Annotated in this window: 16 protein-coding genes and 1 riboswitch; of the genes, 4 read left to right on the top strand and 12 right to left on the bottom strand. The window is 39.3% G+C overall.

Annotated features, from left to right (window positions below):
* Positions 1 to 8: 8 nt before the first annotated feature.
* Positions 9 to 1,721 (bottom strand): methyl-accepting chemotaxis protein, encoded by a 1,713-nt coding sequence (locus PSR12_RS14710; RefSeq protein ID WP_274769535.1) that lies wholly within the window; start codon positions 1,719 to 1,721, stop codon positions 9 to 11.
* Between the two features lie 202 nt (positions 1,722 to 1,923).
* On the opposite strand from PSR12_RS14710, the gene PSR12_RS14715 reads away from it, so the two are divergent.
* The 3 genes from PSR12_RS14715 to nspC all read left to right on the top strand — a co-directional run bounded on the left by PSR12_RS14715 (position 1,924) and on the right by nspC (position 4,951).
* Positions 1,924 to 2,130: a hypothetical protein gene (locus PSR12_RS14715; protein ID WP_257520132.1), complete on the top strand. Its 207-nt coding sequence runs from the start codon at positions 1,924 to 1,926 to the stop codon at positions 2,128 to 2,130.
* A gap of 455 nt (positions 2,131 to 2,585) precedes the next feature.
* Complete coding sequence (locus PSR12_RS14720; protein ID WP_048392314.1) at positions 2,586 to 3,815, top strand: saccharopine dehydrogenase family protein; 1,230 nt, start codon at positions 2,586 to 2,588, stop codon at positions 3,813 to 3,815.
* Positions 3,812 to 4,951 (top strand): carboxynorspermidine decarboxylase, encoded by a 1,140-nt coding sequence (gene nspC / locus PSR12_RS14725; protein WP_257520133.1) that lies wholly within the window; start codon positions 3,812 to 3,814, stop codon positions 4,949 to 4,951. The genes PSR12_RS14720 and nspC overlap by 4 nt, the downstream gene beginning before the upstream one ends.
* Positions 4,952 to 4,996: 45 nt before the next feature.
* Here nspC and PSR12_RS14730 read toward each other — a convergent pair whose 3' ends face one another.
* The 6 genes from PSR12_RS14730 to mce form a co-directional block, all read right to left on the bottom strand.
* Entirely contained in the window at positions 4,997 to 5,878 is an 882-nt protein-coding gene (locus tag PSR12_RS14730; protein WP_274769540.1) for an amidase, read from the bottom strand.
* A gap of 43 nt (positions 5,879 to 5,921) precedes the next feature.
* A riboswitch (cyclic di-GMP riboswitch) is annotated at positions 5,922 to 6,012 on the bottom strand.
* A gap of 138 nt (positions 6,013 to 6,150) precedes the next feature.
* Positions 6,151 to 6,639, bottom strand: coding sequence for a chemotaxis protein CheW (locus tag PSR12_RS14735; RefSeq protein WP_257520135.1), 489 nt, complete (start codon positions 6,637 to 6,639; stop codon positions 6,151 to 6,153).
* 23 nt (positions 6,640 to 6,662) lie between these two features.
* On the bottom strand, positions 6,663 to 7,778 hold the full coding sequence (locus PSR12_RS14740) for a M20/M25/M40 family metallo-hydrolase (protein ID WP_048392312.1): 1,116 nt from the start codon (positions 7,776 to 7,778) through the stop codon (positions 6,663 to 6,665).
* A 733-nt stretch (positions 7,779 to 8,511) separates the two neighbouring features.
* On the bottom strand, positions 8,512 to 9,465 hold the full coding sequence (locus tag PSR12_RS14745) for a hypothetical protein (protein WP_257520137.1): 954 nt from the start codon (positions 9,463 to 9,465) through the stop codon (positions 8,512 to 8,514).
* Between the two features lie 106 nt (positions 9,466 to 9,571).
* On the bottom strand, positions 9,572 to 11,119 hold the full coding sequence (locus PSR12_RS14750; RefSeq protein WP_009370220.1) for an acyl-CoA carboxylase subunit beta: 1,548 nt from the start codon (positions 11,117 to 11,119) through the stop codon (positions 9,572 to 9,574).
* A gap of 5 nt (positions 11,120 to 11,124) precedes the next feature.
* Complete coding sequence (gene mce, locus PSR12_RS14755) at positions 11,125 to 11,538, bottom strand: methylmalonyl-CoA epimerase (RefSeq protein WP_004231207.1); 414 nt, start codon at positions 11,536 to 11,538, stop codon at positions 11,125 to 11,127.
* A 125-nt stretch (positions 11,539 to 11,663) separates the two neighbouring features.
* Between mce and prli42 the strand changes: the two genes are divergently transcribed.
* Positions 11,664 to 11,759 carry a stressosome-associated protein Prli42 gene (prli42, locus tag PSR12_RS14760; protein ID WP_009370219.1) on the top strand — a complete coding sequence of 32 codons (96 nt, stop codon included), beginning with the start codon at positions 11,664 to 11,666 and terminating at the stop codon, positions 11,757 to 11,759.
* Between the two features lie 22 nt (positions 11,760 to 11,781).
* Here prli42 and PSR12_RS14765 read toward each other — a convergent pair whose 3' ends face one another.
* The 5 genes from PSR12_RS14765 to PSR12_RS14785 form a co-directional block, all read right to left on the bottom strand.
* Entirely contained in the window at positions 11,782 to 12,792 is a 1,011-nt protein-coding gene (locus PSR12_RS14765) for an aromatic acid exporter family protein (RefSeq protein WP_009370217.1), read from the bottom strand.
* Between the two features lie 152 nt (positions 12,793 to 12,944).
* Positions 12,945 to 13,385, bottom strand: a complete 441-nt coding sequence (locus PSR12_RS14770) for a BrxA/BrxB family bacilliredoxin (protein WP_004231203.1) — start codon at positions 13,383 to 13,385, stop codon at positions 12,945 to 12,947.
* Positions 13,386 to 13,546: 161 nt separating this feature from the next.
* A complete protein-coding gene (gene meaB / locus PSR12_RS14775; RefSeq protein ID WP_274769541.1) occupies positions 13,547 to 14,644 on the bottom strand; it encodes a methylmalonyl Co-A mutase-associated GTPase MeaB in 1,098 nt (365 codons plus the stop codon).
* On the bottom strand, positions 14,644 to 16,797 hold the full coding sequence (gene scpA, locus PSR12_RS14780; protein WP_004231201.1) for a methylmalonyl-CoA mutase: 2,154 nt from the start codon (positions 16,795 to 16,797) through the stop codon (positions 14,644 to 14,646). Before scpA ends, meaB begins: the two co-directional genes overlap by 1 nt.
* A complete protein-coding gene (locus PSR12_RS14785) occupies positions 16,794 to 18,497 on the bottom strand; it encodes a methylmalonyl-CoA mutase family protein (RefSeq protein ID WP_274769542.1) in 1,704 nt (567 codons plus the stop codon). The genes scpA and PSR12_RS14785 overlap by 4 nt, the downstream gene beginning before the upstream one ends.
* Positions 18,498 to 18,505 lie beyond the last annotated feature (8 nt).

Raw genomic sequence — 18,505 nt, forward strand, 5'->3', positions numbered from 1 at the left:
TCTTTCTATTATTCTTTTAATTTAAACGCCTTTACATGCTGTTCGAGTGTGTGTGCCATGTGATTTGTTTCATTAGAGCCTTGTGCCACCTCATCAATGCTTGCAGTTGTTTGCTGCGCTGCGACAGTAATCATATTCATCGTTTCTTCTATATCACGAATAGATTCTGTTAATTGTTGAATCATTTGCACAATACGTGTAGATTTTTGGTTTTCAGCGGTCATAGCATTAGAAATGGTAATCATTTCTTCTACTGTTGCAGCCACTGCTGTCGAAATATTTCCTAAAGATTGTGCTGTTAGACGCACTGTCTCTGTTCCTTTTTCAATATATTGCGTATTATCATTCGTAGATGACATGACCTGCTGCACATGCTTCATTATATCCTGAATAAGCTGTTCAACTTGCAATACCTCTTGATTAGATTGCTCAGCAAGCTTCCGTACTTCCTCAGCAACAATAGCAAAGCCTTTACCATGCTCCCCTGCTCTAGCCGCTTCAATGGAAGCATTCAATGCTAGCAAATTTGTTTGTGATGCGATGTTCGCAATAGACGTTGTAATGGTTTGAATTTTGGTTGCAGATGTAACCAGGTTTTCTACTGTTTGTCGTACCTCACCTGATCCGCTGTGAATTAATGCCATATCATTGCTTATATCTTTTGCTAGTCGCTCACCCTCTGTTGCTAATTCCATCGTTTGTCGAGCATTATCGGCACTGTTATTGGCATTGCTTTGAATCTTTTGAAGGTCCTGCGCTAAAGAAGTAAGAACATCTGTCGCATTTTCAGCATGGTGCATCCCTGCCGTCACCGCACTTGTTACCTCTTCGATATTATTGGCGACACCTTGAATGGTATTGCTCATATCGTTCAAGGTGGAAGCGGTTTCATCTGCGTTATTCGTTAAAGTATTAGAAGTGGATCGCATCGTCATAATCATATTTTGTAAATTAGCTGTCATTCGATTTAATGTATTGGCTAAATCCGCTACTTCATCTTTACTGTTAATTTTTGTTTCAGGTACAGCTAAATTACCATTGGCAATTTCTTTCGCCTGCTGAATCAGCACACTAATCGGTCTTACTTTACGACGGATTAAAAAGCCTGTGATGATAGAAGCAATTAGCATAGGGAAAATACTAATTAAAATCCCATTTCGTACAACATCCCATGTTCGTTCCTTCACGATATTGGCATCAAAGTCGATGACACTAATGGCAATAATCTCTTTACTGGAATCATGGTCTTTATAAATAGGGGCATAGCCAGATAAACGGTCCATCCCTGCATAAGTATAAGGCTGTGAGTATGTTGGATGCTTATGTGTAAGCAACATATCAATAGCTTCTTTATCTAAATAAAATTGATCACCAGGGGCATAACCTTTTTCAGCCAAATGATCATCAAGCGCTAATAATGTGCCATCCAACGATAAAATATATTGTGTTTGGAAAATATCTTTATGACCTGTTGTCCAGTTCAAATCGTTCCCAATGCTTTCCTGTACAGCCTTGTCGCCTTGAATGGCCTTGTCCAATTGTTGCGGATTGATCAAACCTGTCGTAATATTGGCACAGCCATAGGCCTCAATACCAGCAGCATCATAAAGTTTATTGTAAGCAGTTATGTATGTAGCGAACGAAGTAATCCCTAGCATCACCACTAAAATACCAGCGATAATCGTCCCAAGTTGAAAAGTTAATGAATTGCGTAATTTCACGATCCATCCTCTCCCCTTTCTTGTAATAATCTATGAATATTCCTTTTGTGTTTCATCATACTACAAAAAGATGTATTAAAAAAGCATCTTTAATTATTCTAGTAAGATAAAAACATTGGAAAAAGTTCTGAATTGTGCGATAATTGAAGTTAATTATCTTAAATCCTGAGCATTACCAATTCATCTAATAGGAGGGCTTGCTATGAATAAACGCTTTCATCTTATATCGATTGTTACAGGAAACTTGTTAACAATAGGGGCCATTTTTATTTATGCCATGCAAAGTCAAGTGGGAGTAGCCCTCAGTACGTATGCTCTTGTGATGGGTTTTTTTAGTACTTTGCTTGTGGTTTTCTTCTATATATGGGGGGAAGAAAAACAACAAGTATCCAATCGTTTTCTGAAATAATATGCATCATTCTCCATTACACAGATACCTGTAGCACGTTTAATGTGGTTCCTGTTCCTTCCCTTCCTATAGGTAGAGGGATTTTTTTATGTAAGGTCAGTAGGAATGATTTAGTAGCAGGAATCAAATAGTCAATCGGGAGAGATAATATGTCATAACATTCATTTAGACAATTATTTACTTGATGTCGTAAAATCTAGGATGAATTGTGATGAAACTTCACCATATATTTGGATATATACAACAGCTATTTCCCTCTATTTTTACTAAAATGACGTTGTAGATTTATTCATGATTCCCTTCTTTTCCGAGGTATTCCCCTCCATATACGTCTAATTGTTGTAGAAAAATAAAATTTTTTGTAGAAAATTTTAAAACAATGATTGAGTAGTATATCAATTTTCTGTATAATCAGCTTGTTTGACAATACTTTATATGAACTTGGGGGTAGACAATTGGGTAAAGCATTGATTATCGGAGCTGGCGGAGTTGCCAGTGTTGTGGTACACAAGTGTGTTCAAAATTCGGACGTATTTGAGGAAATTTGTATCGCAAGTAGAACTGTTTCAAAATGTGACGCTCTAAAAGAAAAACTAGACGGCGGAAAAACAAAAATTCATACTGCACAGGTAGACGCAGACAATACAGAAGAGGTTATTGAGCTTATTAAAGCTTTCGGACCAGATGTAGTGATTAACGTGGCTTTACCTTATCAGGACTTAACGATTATGGATGCTTGCTTAGCGACAGGTGTGCACTATGTGGATACTGCAAACTACGAGCCACCTGAAACGGCAAAATTTGAATATAAATGGCAATGGGCTTATAAAGAGAAGTTTGAAAAAGCTGGCTTAACTGCATTACTTGGAAGCGGTTTTGACCCAGGTGTAACAGGCGTTTTCACAGCTCATGCACAAAAACATGAATTTGATGAAATCCACTATATCGATATCGTGGATGCCAATGCGGGAGATCATGGATATCATTTCGCAACAAACTTCAACCCAGAAATTAACATTCGTGAAATTACAGCGAATGGTCGTTACTGGAAAGAAGGCGAGTGGATTGAAACTGCACCACTTGAGAAAAAAGAAGTGTATAACCTACCTGAAATCGGACCAAAAGATATTTACCTTCTATACCATGAAGAGCTTGAATCACTTGCAAAAAATATCAAAGGTTTAAAACAAATCCGCTTCTGGATGACGTTCTCTGAAAAATACTTAACACACTTAAAAGTATTAGAAAACGTAGGTATGACATCAATTGAACCAATCGAATTTGAAGGGCAAATGATTCAACCAATCCACTTCCTTAAAGCGGTATTACCAGATCCAGCTTCACTTGGACCACGTACAAAAGGTAAAACAAACATTGGTTGTATCATTCGCGGCCTAAAAGATGGCAAAGAAAAAACGTACTATGTGTACAACGTATGTGACCACGAAGAGTGCTACAACGAGGTTGGTTCACAAGCGATTTCTTACACAACTGGCGTACCAGCTATGATCGGTGCAATGCTTGTGATGAACGGTGAATGGCGTAAACCAGGTGTATGGAATGTGGAAGATTTCAATCCAGATCCATTCATGGATGCACTAAATAAATGGGGTCTACCATGGCAAGAAAGCCATAACCCAGAACTATTAGACCTTGATTTAGATGCAAAGGAATTAAGCCGATGAAACCAATTGATTTTTCAAAAGTTCCATCCCCTTCTTATGTAGTGGATGAGCGATTATTAACAAAGAATCTTGAGCTTTTAAAATCAATTCAAGATCGAACAGGCTGCCGCATTTTATTAGCCCTTAAAGGCTTCTCTATGCATTCAACATTCCCACTAGTAGGGGAATATTTAGCAGGCATTACAGCTAGCTCACTGCATGAGGCACGTCTTGGCTACGAAAAAATGGGCAAAGAAGTTCACGTTTATGCACCTGCTTATATTGAGCATGAAATGGACGAGCTTCTAGGCTATGTGGATCACATCGTATTTAACTCATTTAACCAATGGGCTCAGTTCAAGGATAAAGTGAAATCTACTGGTAAAACAATTGAATGTGGTATTCGCGTGAATCCTGAATACTCTGAAATTGAAACAGCGCTTTACGATCCTTGCTACACAAACTCTCGCCTTGGTACAACATTGGCTAACTTTGATAAATCACAGCTTGACGGTATCGATGGCTTACACTTCCATGCGATGTGTGAACAAAATTCGGATACATTAGAGCGTATTATTGAAGTAGTTGAGGAAAAATTTGGTGATGTTTTACACCAAATGAAATGGTTAAACTTCGGTGGCGGTCACCATATTACACGTGATGATTATGATGTAGAAAAACTTGTGAACATCATTAATTATATTCAAGAAAAGTATAACCTGCTTGTTTATCTTGAGCCAGGTGAAGCAGTAGCCCTTAATACAGGCTATTTAGTAGCAACGGTGCTTGATATTCAAGAAAACGGGATGGATCTTGCTATTTTAGATACATCTGCAACATGTCACATGCCTGATGTACTTGAAATGCCTTACCGTCCAATGATTATTGGTTCTGGACAAGCAGGTGAATTAGCACACACATATCGCTTAGGCGGACTAACATGTCTAGCTGGTGATGTGATTGGCGATTATTCGTTTGAACAGCCATTAAAACCAGGTGATCGTCTTGTATTCACAGATATGGCTCATTATTCTATGGTGAAAAACCATATGTTTAACGGTGTCAACTTACCATCTATCGTTTCTTATAATGATGAAGAAGGTATTAAAGTCATTCGCGAATTTAAATTCGAGGACTACAGCGGTCGACTGTCCTAATACCAATAGAAAAGCCCTTCCAGTTTAACACTGGAAGGACTTTTTTTATGGACGCATGGTCATCCAATTTTCCACATAATGAATGGCTACTCCATGAAAAGCATCGTTATTTGAAAAATGTTGCTGAACAAGTATAAGCTGTTCATTCATAAAGGCTTCTCCATTATCATAAAAAGTAATATTTTCCCCTTCTTCTGAAGCGCCTGTTTCTACACCAATTACAATTGATTTATTCACAGTGGAAGCATAAGCGATTTCATGTTCTACAATAGAGATAATATCTTTTGCAGCATCACGATAGGCCATGATCGTCACACTATCCACATGGTCAATGACCCAATCAGCTAATAACCCTTTTCCAAATTCGTTATTATACTGAACTTCATCAAACCAAAATGGCATATCTACTTCTAAAGTAAGTTGTAACTGACTTGCCTTCTCACTTGCTTTCATTATTAGTGTTTGATAGGTTTTTATCGTTTGTGCTTGATGTAAGCTCCATCCACTATTTAAATAAGGCTCTACATCAAGGTGAACCCCAGAAAATTGCTCAGATTCAGTTGAATTATCATTATATGTATGTAACCAATTAAACAATTCGTCTTGGCTTCGACTACCCTCAGCTGAAACCCAGCTTGCAGCACCATCCAATGCATAAATACGAATACCTTTGTGAGAAGCGTTACTAATAAAACGCTTATAGTCATCGCTCCCTATGCCTTGATCGATTTGCAGATAAACTTTATTAACATCGTTATGTTCTAAAAATAATAATATTTTTTCTTGATCATCCATGATAAGGGATGTATCCCACAGCCACGTAGCCTTTTCCTGTATAGCCATTGCATCAACCTTTCCACTTGATAAAGCTAATGAACTAATCATGAGGACGATTAGTACGGTCCATACTTTTAATTGTCTCTTCATACGAACTAACTCCATTCTACTCGCCACGGCTCCTAGAACAGAACCTGGCAACCTGACAATCATGCACTAAATTATAGTGTTTAGACTCATGGCTTGGCGCCCCTCCCTTTCGATGAAGTTTGCCTTTTTCAGTTTTTTCTTAATCATTATCATACGCGGTTAGCAATGGTTTGTCTGTAGGTAGAATGCATAATTGTCACATGTATGATCAGGTAAAAACGACAAAATACAGGTTAAATTTACTATTCAAACATAAAAAAAACGTAGAGTACTTAAGCCTCTACGTTTTCCTTTTCATTTTCAATCATTTTGTGTAAATAATTGATAATTTCCCTAATGCCCTCTAATGAATTAACCAGTATTTTAGGATCAACATATGTTATCATACGATTTTCAAGATTAGCTACCGCAGTAAAATAGCGTGTTTTACTATAATTGACTAGACCCAATTGCTGAAGTACTGATTCATCGAAATCAAGAATTTCTCGTGCTTCTGTAACAAGTAATCCATAATTAACCACATCAGTATTCAACACAATGATACGTGCGGTTGCTGTATTCGATGAACGATTGTACAGTATGCGTTCAAAATCAAGAACAGGTACAAGCTCACCGCGAATTCTTGTAAAGCCTAGAAGATAGTTAGGTAAATGAGGAATAGGTGTTACTTGCTCTAATTTTTCAATTGAAATCGCTTGCTCCACAGGCACAGCATACTCCTCTGTCCCACAAGCAAAAACGACTGCTTTGACACTTTCCATAGGGTCACATCCTTATTCGACTGTTAGTTTTTCGCCGATTCTTTGACGATTTCTACTAGTAAATCTGCTAATTTTTCAAGTTCTTCTACTGGTATTTTTTCATTTGTTGTATGGATATCCTCGTATCCAACAGATAAATTAACTGTAGGAATGCCAAAGCCTGCGATGACGTTTGCATCTGAGCCTCCACCAGAAATGCCTAGTGTCGGTGTACGATCAATATTGCGTGCAGCAGCCATAGCTACCTGAACTACTTTATCAGATTCCGTTACACGGAAGCCTGGATACATTAGCTTCACTTCTACCTCTGCACGTGCGCCTAACGAAGCAGCTACTTGTTCAAACGTATCTTGCATATGCTTTGTTTGCGCATCCAATTTAGCTTTGTCTATAGAGCGTGCTTCTGCAAGGATTGTCACTTCGTCACAAACAATATTTGTCGCTTGTCCACCTTCAAAACGCCCAATATTCGCTGTCGTTTCTTCATCTAAACGACCTAGTTTCATTTGAGCAATGCATTTTGATGCGACTGTTATGGCAGAAATACCCTTTTCAGGAGCAACCCCTGCATGTGCCGTTTTTCCAATAATCTTTGTGAAAATTTTCGCTTGGAATGGTGCTGCTGTCACGATACCACCCACTTTGCCATCGCTATCAACCGCAAATCCATATTTTGCTTTAATGTTCGCTGGATCTAACTCTTTAGCGCCAACAAGGCCACTTTCTTCACCAGCCGTAATAATAAATTCAATATCGCCATGTGCAATATTTTGCTCTTTCAAACGTTTGACCATCTCAAATAGAGCAGCTAGTCCTGCTTTATCATCGGCACCTAAAATCGTTGTACCATCTGATACGATATAGCCATCTTCACGTAAAGACGGTTTGATGCCTTTCCCTGGAACAACAGTATCCATATGAGAAGTGAAATAGATTGGCTCTACATCCAATGTGCCCTTTAATGTGGCAATAATATTACCTGCCCCATGTCCATTACGCGTATGTGCATCGTCTTGAATCACTGAAAATCCAAGTGCAGTTAACTTATCTACAAGAATTGGTGCTATTAGTTGTTCATGTTTTGTTTCTGAATCAATTTGTACGAGCTCAAAAAACTCTTCTACTAAACGACTTGTCATGTTGTAAAACTCCCTTAGTTTACGTGTATTTCCACGTTATAGTATATGTATTATTTTAGCACAACGTCAGAAGAGTTGAAATCATTGAACAATACTACCAAAATAAAAAGTCTGAGAAAAATCTCAGACTTTCCCATAGTGTTAAAGAACAAAACCATCAATAGAATTTTTTGAAAGGTGAAAATGGTTTCCGTTGCAGGCTACTTGCTTTCCTGTGGGCGAGCGCCGAGCCGCTTCCTCCGCTACCGCTCCGTGCAGGGGCTCGCCTGTCTCGCTATCCCACGGAAGTCAAGTAGCCTTCCACTCCAACCTACAAAATGTTAACTTTTTAGCAAAGGTTTTCAAATAAAGTGAAGGTTTTCACTACCCATTTTATGGAGGGGGGTTGTAACTAATCACTTCTTCGCAATGAAATTAAGAGTCTATTCTTTCTCTAATTATACAAATAATGGGTTAATTTGATTGCTACGGCTAGCTAGTATGAAAGATAATGAAAAGACACTTTGCCACATCGTTGATTTCCGTTCCGCCAGTGTCACTTCTAGGGGATTTAGCGTCACAGATGAGACCATGGAGCGAACGTAAGTGAGTGAAGCGGCTCATCGGACGCCCCCTGAAAAGGACACTGGCGGAACGGAAATCACACCCTCACCTTGCCAAAAGGTCTTTTTCTGCTAGTGACACGATCTTTTTTCAACAACATGAAAAAGCTGAGAAAAATCTCAGACTTTCCTTAGTCATTGACAATACGCTCTTTTTCTTTTTCTAATGATTGTAGGTAATTGACAGCTTTATTATGTTTATCCTGTAAGCGCCAAATCGTATTATGTACATCATCTTGAACACGTGAGACCTGTTCCCTTGCTGTTGAGATTTTAGAATGAACAGACCATGCTGAAAAAATATCATCAAAAAAGTAATCCGCAAACTTCACAAACCCATCTGTTTCAATATGCAACGATTTCGTAGACATTTCATGAACATCTAATAATTCATTATGAAACCGTTGTAAGGCAATTTGAGCACTGTGTAAATAGTTTTCAGACTGATCGAGCGCATCATGCTTTAAATGCGTAGCAATCAGCCCACCACCAAAAAATGTATCCCATGTGGAATACCCATTGGCCGAATGTAATGAAGCTGCTGCTTGCCCTAGCCTTGTAAGAGCTACTTCTCCCGCTTCCTCAGCCTCTTTAATTTCTCTAATGAGCTGCTTTGTTAGCATTTCCTCATGTGCTAAATGCTCTAGCCTTTCTGCTTGGGCAGCATCATGAATCTGTAAGTACTTCTTCTTTTTAAGATAGACCTGTTGAAGTGATTGCTGAAGCGCACTTTCATCAATCTGGGCTAGCTGATTCATCACTTGCACGTTGTCCTCTGCTAAATCTTTTTGCATTTTCTTTGCTTCATTTAGCTTTAATTCAAGTACTGCCGCCTTATCAATTTTTTCTGCCCTCAGTTCATCTTGTTGCCCTGTCCACGTACGAATCATATTCATGAACGAGAAACCATCCAATTTATCAAGTTTGGATCGAATTTGATGGAGTGCTGCCGTATGATTGTCTATTTCCTGTTGTGTATGTTTAATTTGCCCATCAATTAACTGATTTTGTTCGTTTAATCTAGATGCTTTTCTAAGTTGTGCATGAATCTTTTCTTGCTCTGTTTGTAATTGCTGCCATTCCATTCATCTCAACTCCTCCTATCTATCAGTACGGATGACAAACAAAAATGTTTCACTTTTTGGCAATGAAAAACCTAGCAACTTTTGAGCTGCTAGGCTTGTATTACTATTATAGAGGAATATTACCGTGCTTTTTCTCTGGACGTGTTTCATGTTTGTTTGACAGCATATCAAGTCCTTGAATCAGCTTGATACGTGTATCTCGTGGATCGATTACGTCGTCTACCATACCGCGAGATGCTGCAACATATGGGTTAGCAAATTTCTCTTTATATTCTTCGATTTTTGCTGCACGAGTTGCTTCTGGGTCATCTGATTTTGCAATTTCACGGGCAAAAATGATGTTTGCTGCGCCAGCAGCACCCATAACAGCAATTTCAGCATTTGGCCATGCAAATACAAGGTCAGCACCGATAGATTTAGAGTTTAAGGCAACGTAAGCGCCTCCATAAGCTTTACGTAAAATCACTGTAATTTTTGGAACTGTCGCTTCTGAATAAGCATACAGAATTTTCGCACCATGACGAATAATACCACCATGTTCTTGTTTAACGCCTGGGAAGAAGCCAGAAACGTCTTCAAATGTGATGATTGGGATATTGTATGCATCACAAGTACGAATGAAACGAGCTGCTTTATCAGAAGAATCGATATCTAAGCCACCAGCAAGAACTTTTGGTTGGTTACAAACAAGTCCAACTGATTCGCCAGCAATACGTGCAAAACCGACTACTACGTTTTTAGCAAACTCTGCATGTACTTCCATGAACGAACCTTCATCCACTACTTGCTCAACAACTTTACGAACATCATATGGACGTGTTGTTTCAATTGGCACTGTATCCACGATTTCTGGACGGTAGTCATCCCCTTCAGGTCTAGCTTGACGAGGTGCCTTTTCTTTATTGTTTTGTGGTAAGTAGCTTAATAGTTTTTTAATTTCATCAATCGCTGCCTCTTCAGAAGGAGCACGGAAATGAGCATTCCCACTGACCGCATTATTTACTTTTGAACCACCTAAATCTTCAGCAGAAATTTTCTCTCCTGTTACCGTTTCGATTACTTTAGGTCCCGTAATGAACATTTGAGATGTTTTATCCACCATTAGAATGAAGTCAGTAATAGCTGGAGAATAAACAGCTCCACCAGCACAAGGTCCCATAATCACAGAGATTTGCGGAATCACACCAGAATAAATGGCATTTCGGTAGAAGATATGACCATAGCCATCTAATGAAAGAACACCCTCTTGAATACGTGCACCGCCTGAGTCATTGATGCCGATAAATGGTGTACCATTTTTAGCAGCTAAATCCATCACTGTTGCCATTTTTTTCGCATGCATTTCACCAAGCGCCCCACCAAACACTGTGAAATCTTGAGAGAATAAGTATACTGGACGTCCGTTAATTTTACCGAAGCCAGTTACGACACCATCACCAGGTCCCTCCATTTTTTCCATGCCGAAGTCTACTGTACGGTGTGTAATAAATGGGTTAATTTCGAAAAATGTACCTTCGTCTAGCAACAAGTCTATACGCTCACGAGCAGTAAGTTTCCCCTTCTCATGCTGCTTATCGATGCGATCATAGCCCCCACCAAGTTCAATTACCGTTTTACGGTCATACAAGTCATTAATTTTGTCGAACATATCCATACTAATCACTTATCCCCTTTTCCACTTTTATCACATAATTCATATAACACCCCAAATGAGGATTTAGGATGCATAAACGCAACCTCTGCCCCTCCAGCACCTGGCCCTGGCTCTTCGGATAAGAGACGTACACCTTTTTCACGAAGCTCTGCCATTCGTTCACGAATTCCCGTCACACCAAACGCAACATGATGAATTCCTTCTCCACGTTTTTCAATAAAACCATGGATGGCACTTTTATCACTCATTGGTTCTAATAGCTCGATTTTCACGTTCCCTGCATCGATAAATGCCACACGAACCTGTTGAGATTCTACTTCTTCCACTTTCATCAACTTTAAGCCTAAAGTTTCTGTATAATATGTAATGCGTTCATCAAGATCGCGCACTGCAATCCCAATATGGTCTACTTTCTCCATGGTGACATCTCCTTCTGTTATGGTACATACTCTATTTTACAGATTTTTTTGTCAAAACTCTACTACTTGAGAAATTTTTCAGATTTGCTAAACTATTTATAAGAAAAGAAGGAGCGAACGAGCATATGAGTAATAAAAAATTTCAAAAAGTCGTTATTTATAGTATGATCGCAATTATGCTAATCTCATCTCTAGCATTCGGATTATCTATGATAATTTAAGGCAAAGCATGAGGCGTCCACACTACTGTGGGCGCTCTTTTTTAGCCTTTAACCCTTTAAATGACTGCTTTATTTCTAAATACCTGTCCATTTCCTCTATAAACTGATAGAGGGCTGCCTGAGCGATAAATTGCTCATGGCTTTGTGGTAAAGGAAGCTGAGAAAAATCGCGCTTAACATGTTCGAGCTTTTCACGGTAATGACTAGCCGTATTCCCCGAATGAACATGCTCACCTAGGTCTTGTAAAAAATCTGCCACAATTTCAGCCTCTTGTACTATAACAGGTAATGTCGTCACTTTGGGTAGCACTCTTTCGATAATTTCTAGCTGCTGCTCTCGCATATCGAAATATACATAGTAATCATTTTTACGTCTTGTAAAATGGTTTTGAACATCTTTAAACGCCAATGATTTAGCCTCTTCTAGTGCTTTGATTGCATCGATAATTTCTTGGCCGTTCCACAACGTATCTCCTTGCCGTAAATAGCTGGCAATTTCTAAAAAAATCTTACTGTATAGCTCCTCTATTTTGACTCTGTAGTAATTTAATTCCTTTTGAATGTCTGGCATATACATATTAATGGCAATCCCTGTTCCATAACCGATAGCCATCAACGCTAATTCATTATAAACAAGTGTCAATGAGTAACCTTCAGCAGCGTAAATATGCATAATAATTACGACACTGGAGATAAATCCATCCGCAACCTTTAAAGATACAATGGTAGGTATAAAGAATATAAGCATGCCTGCTAGTGTAAGTGGATGGTAAGCAAATAACTCAAAGCTTACAAAGGCAAAAAGCATTGCTACAATACTTGCAACCAATCGTGTATAGGCTGCATAAATGGATTTCTTTTTTGTTGGCTGCACACATAATATGGTTAGAATACCAGCAGATGCATATGAGGCTAAATCAAAATACTGTGCAATGGCAATAGCGATGGCCGCACCAATTGCTGTTTTTAAAGTTCGATAGCCGATTGAAAACTTCTTCAGGCCGACTGCCTCCCATCCTTTAGTACTCTTCACTCATTCAGCTAATTATTTAGCCAATATTACAAAAATTTTAACAATAATGAAACTATCTATACATGAGGATCAGTAGGAAGCCTACATAGATAGCATGATCTATGAGGCTTTTCTACTTGATTGAAAATTATTTTTCTTATGCAAGAATGGACTTAAAGCTCGTCACAATATTCTTCAAAGTTTGCTTGTAAATTTGTCACAACTGACATTGGGTCATGCCCTTCAATTTCATAGCGTCCTACTTCTGCGACAACTTGTCCGTCTTTTAATAGAACGAATGATGGTGATGAAGGTAAATGATCTTCTCCAAAATGGTAACGCGCTGCTGCAGTTGCTTCTTTATCTTGCCCTGCAAACACTGTTACTAAATGGTCTGGACGTTTATCATAATGAACGCATTGTGCTGCTGCTGGACGAGCGATACCACCCGCACAACCACATACTGAGTTCACCATTACTAATGTAGTACCTGGACGAGCAAACGCCTCTTCTACAGCTTCTGGTGTTGTTAATTGTTCATAACCAGCTGCCTCAATTTCAGCACGTGCTGTTTTTAAAATTTCTTGCATAAATAAATCGTAATCCATATTCATATAGCGATAGCTCCTTTCAAGTTCGCGCCAATTTAGTTATATTTCAGATAGTAGGTTTTTGACGCTTATCCATCTCTTATCATAGCAGTTTGCAAGCAATTTGTGCACCTACTTGCTCAACCCATTTCAGTTGAAATTACTACGATTTCAATAAGACTCGTTTACTTGTCTTCCTGCTCCTCGCTAAATAAACGATCCACACCTTGTGTAACTGTCAACTGTCCACTTAAAATTTGACGTTCAAGCTGTTGTACTTGTGCTTTACGTTGCGGGTTTCCATAAAATAGATCAATTAAATGATCGGTAATCATCGATTGGAACCACTCTTTTGTTTGTTGTTGGCGTCGGGTAGCCCAATAGTGATTTGCTTCTACGATTTGCTTGAATTCCCCAATTGTTTCCCAAACCTTATCAAGTCCTCGTTTTTCTAATGAACTAACAGGCATGGCAGTAGACATCCAACCAGGTGTAGCTGGCTGTAAAAAGTGCAAAATTTGTTTGTACTCTGCAACCGTTTTTTTAGCTAGACGAACATTATCACCATCCGCCTTATGCACAACAATTGCATCTGCTAATTCCATGATGCCTTTTTTCATGCCCTGCAATTCATCCCCCGCTCCTGTTAAAACAAGAAGCAGGAAGAAGTCAACCATGCCACGGACATAGGTTTCACTTTGTCCAACACCAACTGTTTCAATTAAAATCACATCATAGCCTGCTGCCTCACAAACTAACATGGTTTCCCGTGTCTTTTTGTGAACACCCCCTAGGGTACCTGCTGATGGCGATGGACGCACAAATGCACTAGGCTTCTTCACGAGCTCTTCCATACGCGTTTTATCGCCAAGTATACTTCCTCCCGATAGAGAAGAACTTGGATCAATGGCAAGAACAGCAACTCGTTTTCCCATATCACAAAGCATAGTGCCGAAAGCCTCTATGAATGAGCTTTTTCCTGCCCCAGGCACACCTGTTATGCCAATTCGGATACTATTGCCTGTATGTGGAAGAAGCTCCTGCAATAGTTCCTGTGCCTGTACTTTATGGGTAGCGTTTGAACTTTCAATGAGGGTAATGGCTTTTGATAAATGTGTGCGAGAGCCCGCACGTACTTGTTGTGCAAGCTCTCCTACATTTAGAGTGTCTGCCTTTTTCTTTCGGAACTTTTTGGGTGTACCATATTGCATCCCGTCGTGAGTCGCCTCTACTCCGTCCATGACAAATAGCGCACTTTCTTCCATTCCTTTATTTTTGTCCATTATTCAGACACTTCCTCATAGCCTAAACGTTTGTAGATTTCTTCAATAATTTTTTGTGCGGATACAGGAATCACTGTACCTGGTCCGAAAATAGCTACTGCACCAGCATTATAAAGGAAATCATAATCTTGTGCTGGTATAACACCACCCACAATAATGATAATATCTTCACGACCTAGTTTTTCAAGCTCAGCTATCAATTCAGGCACCAATGTTTTATGTCCTGCTGCTAGTGAAGACACACCAATAACATGAACATCATTTTCAACAGCCATTTGAGCAGCCTCAGCAGGCGTCATAAATAATGGAGAAATATCTACGTCAAAGCCTAAATCTGCATAACCAGTTGCGACAACCTTTGCACCACGGTCATGTCCATCTTGTCCCATTTTAGCAACTAAAATACGCGGACGACGACCTTCATTTTCAAGGAATTCTTCTGTCATTTGTTTCACTTCCGCAATTTGCTCCTCATCAGAGAAGTTTGCAGAGTAAACACCAGAGATCGAACGAATGACCGCTTTATGACGACCAGAAACTGCTTCAATTGCATCAGATATTTCACCTAAAGAAGCACGAGCGCGCGCTGCATCCACTGCTACCGCTAGCAGGTTTTCTTCTCCATCTTGAGCCGCCTTTGTTAAGCGAGCTAAATGTTTTTGAACCTCCGCTTCATCACGAGCTGCCTTCATCGCTTCTAAACGTTCAATTTGTTTTTGACGAACAATTGTATTATCAATATCTAAAATATCGATTGGCTCTTCTTTTGCTAAGCGATACTTATTCACGCCAACAATCGTTTCTGTTTTAGAATCAATTTTCGCTTGACGTTTTGCTGCAGCTTCCTCAACCTTCATTTTTGGAAGTCCCGTTTCAATCGCTTTAGCCATACCACCAAGCGCTTCAATCTCTTCGATTAACGCCCAAGCAGATTTCGTAATTTCTTCTGTTAATTTCTCCACGTAGTACGAACCACCCCATGGATCAATGACTTTTGTCATCGCTGTTTCCTCTTGTAAAAATAACTGTGTATTACGCGCGATTCGTGCAGAGAAATCAGTTGGAAGTGCAATCGCTTCATCCAGTGCATTCGTATGAAGGGATTGCGTATGTCCCATCGAAGAGGCATTTGCTTCGATTAATGTACGTGCAACATTGTTAAATGGATCTTGCTCAGTTAATGACCAGCCAGATGTTTGGGAATGCGTACGTAATGCTAATGTCTTTGGATTTTTCGGGTTAAATGTAGACATCATTTGTGCCCAAATACGACGTGCTGCACGCATTTTAGCAACTTCCATGTAATAGTTCATACCAATTGCCCAGAAGAACGATAGGCGAGGTGCAAAAGCATCAATATCAATACCTGCTTTTAATCCTGTTCGTACATACTCCAAGCCATCTGCTAATGTATAGGCAAGCTCAATGTCATTTGTTGCGCCTGCTTCTTGAATATGGTAACCAGAAATTGAAATAGAGTTAAATTTCGGCATATACTTCGCTGTATATTCAAAAATATCTGCGATGATTTTCATTGACATAGCTGGTGGGTAAATGTATGTATTACGCACCATGTATTCTTTTAAAATATCATTTTGAATGGTACCTGCTAATTGATCTGGCGTTACCCCTTGTTCTTCTGCTGCTACAATATAGAACGCAAGGACAGGTAATACCGCACCATTCATTGTCATTGAAACAGACATTTGGTCTAACGGGATTTGATCGAAAAGGATTTTCATATCCTCTACTGAGTCAATCGCAACCCCAGCTTTTCCTACATCCCCTGTTACACGTGGATGATCAGAGTCATAGCCTCGATGTGTTGCTAAATCAAACGCTACAGAAAGACCTTTTTGTCCCATAGCCAAATTTCGTTTGTAAAAGGCATTGGATTCTTCAGCAGTTGAGAAACCAGCGTATTGGCGAACCGTCCATGGACGTGCTACATACATAGTAGGGTATGGCCCACGTGTGTTGGGTGCAATCCCCGCCACATCATTTAGATGTTTAGCCTCTTTAATATCTTCTTTTGTGTAAATATCTTTAATTTCAATTCCCTCATTTGTCATGAACTTGTCTTCAGACGCTTGAGGTGCTTCAGCTGTTAAAACCTTTTCTATTTCTACTGCATTAAAATTTGGCTTGCTCATCGTTGGACCTCCTTCATGCTCGCAAACACGGACTGTAATTTTTCAATGATGTTTTGTCCTGCGAAAATAAAGCCGTTTAAGCCATTGGCTAACCATGCTTCTTCTTCGTCTTTAAATTTGCCTGCTACATCTACAAGCACATTCGCTGGTTTCTCAGCTAAAATGGCCGATACCAATGCTTTTGTATCATCATCACTGCCTGCAATCACTATATACTTAGCCTCTGTTGCCTTCAGCCAAGCTACTGCCTCTTCTACAGTTGTCACTGGCTCACTTTTTTCTGGTACAAGCCCAACTGTGTTTAAGAAGCCCGCTACAAAATCTGCGCGTGGTTTAGAGCTTTTTAGTGATCCTAATGCTAAAATACCTGTTTTCACATTTGCTGCTGTCATGTCTGCACGTAAATCCTCAAATGGAGCAGCAATACGCTTAATATCAGCAAATAATGGATTTGTATCCTGTTCAAGGATATCAGCTGGATTAGCATAAATATTCGTTCCAATTAATGATTGCTTACGTGTTTGGGCAGCTTTGATGCGTTTTTGATAGGATGCTTCCACTTCTTCTGCAAGCTTGCCAGAGGCTGTATATTCATCGATACCGCCAGCTGCCTGAATGTCTAAAAATAGTACCCATGCTTCTTTCACAAAATCTGCTGTTAACGACTCGATAAAGTAAGAGCCCCCTGCTGGATCTTTTACTTTTAAGACATTTGTTTCTTCTCTTAAAATTAATGATACATTACGAGCGATACGAATGGATTGATCCGTAGGCTTTGTTAACACATCATGTGGATGAACCGTAAAGAGATCAGCCCCACCGATTAAACCAGAAAGCGCTTCATTTGAAGAGCGTAATAAATTTACATACACATCTAATTTAGAAAAGCTTCTTAATGATGTTTCAGCAACAGTAGGGATTTTGATATGATCTGTTACGCCATAAGCGGATGAGAACGCTTTCCAAAGTACTTTAAAAGCACGTAGCTTTGCAATCTCCGTAAAGAATTGTGTATCAATGGCAAATGATACAAAGAATTTCTTCGAGAACGCTTCAAAGCTTTCTTCTTGTTCTGCAGATTTGGCTGCTAATGCAAGTGCATAGGCTAATTCTTGTACAGCGTTAGCACCTTCATTATGATAAACTGTTGTGTCTGCACTGACTGAGCGCACGTTCGGAAATGCAGTCAAAGTGATAGGGTCTTTTGAAATAATGTAACCTTTAATGGCTTCTTGTTGATCTACTGGAATGTTGTCGAATACTGCTAATAATGGGTCTTTTGAATTTTCAACAGTAATTTTAAACGAATATTCTGAGAAATATGATGCTAATTTGACCAATACTTCTTCTGTCCAAGCAAAGCTCACTCGGCTATCAATCGTAATAACTTCATTGCCTCGAGCTAGACTATCCTCAAGCTGTGCAAAAAAAGCTTCGCTTGAATCAGCGTGAATTTGTTGTGCCACCTGAAATACTTGATCATTTTGTAGGGAACGGATTGTGGCAACTTGTAAATCAAGCTCTTCTCCAAGCTTAGCTACTAAACTTTCTTGCGTGTAAAGTGGCTGTAGTGTAACACCTTCATTTGTTTTTGTGAATAGTGACTCAAATGGTTTCCCTTTTAAAGCTTTGATTGCTGCATCTTGCCAGTCTGAATAGGCTGGTATTTCAAATTCAATATTTTTCATGTTGTTTGACATGCGGACGC

It is taken from the genome of Lysinibacillus sp. G01H (genome assembly GCF_028872195.1).
GTDB lineage: Bacteria > Bacillota > Bacilli > Bacillales_A > Planococcaceae > Lysinibacillus > Lysinibacillus capsici.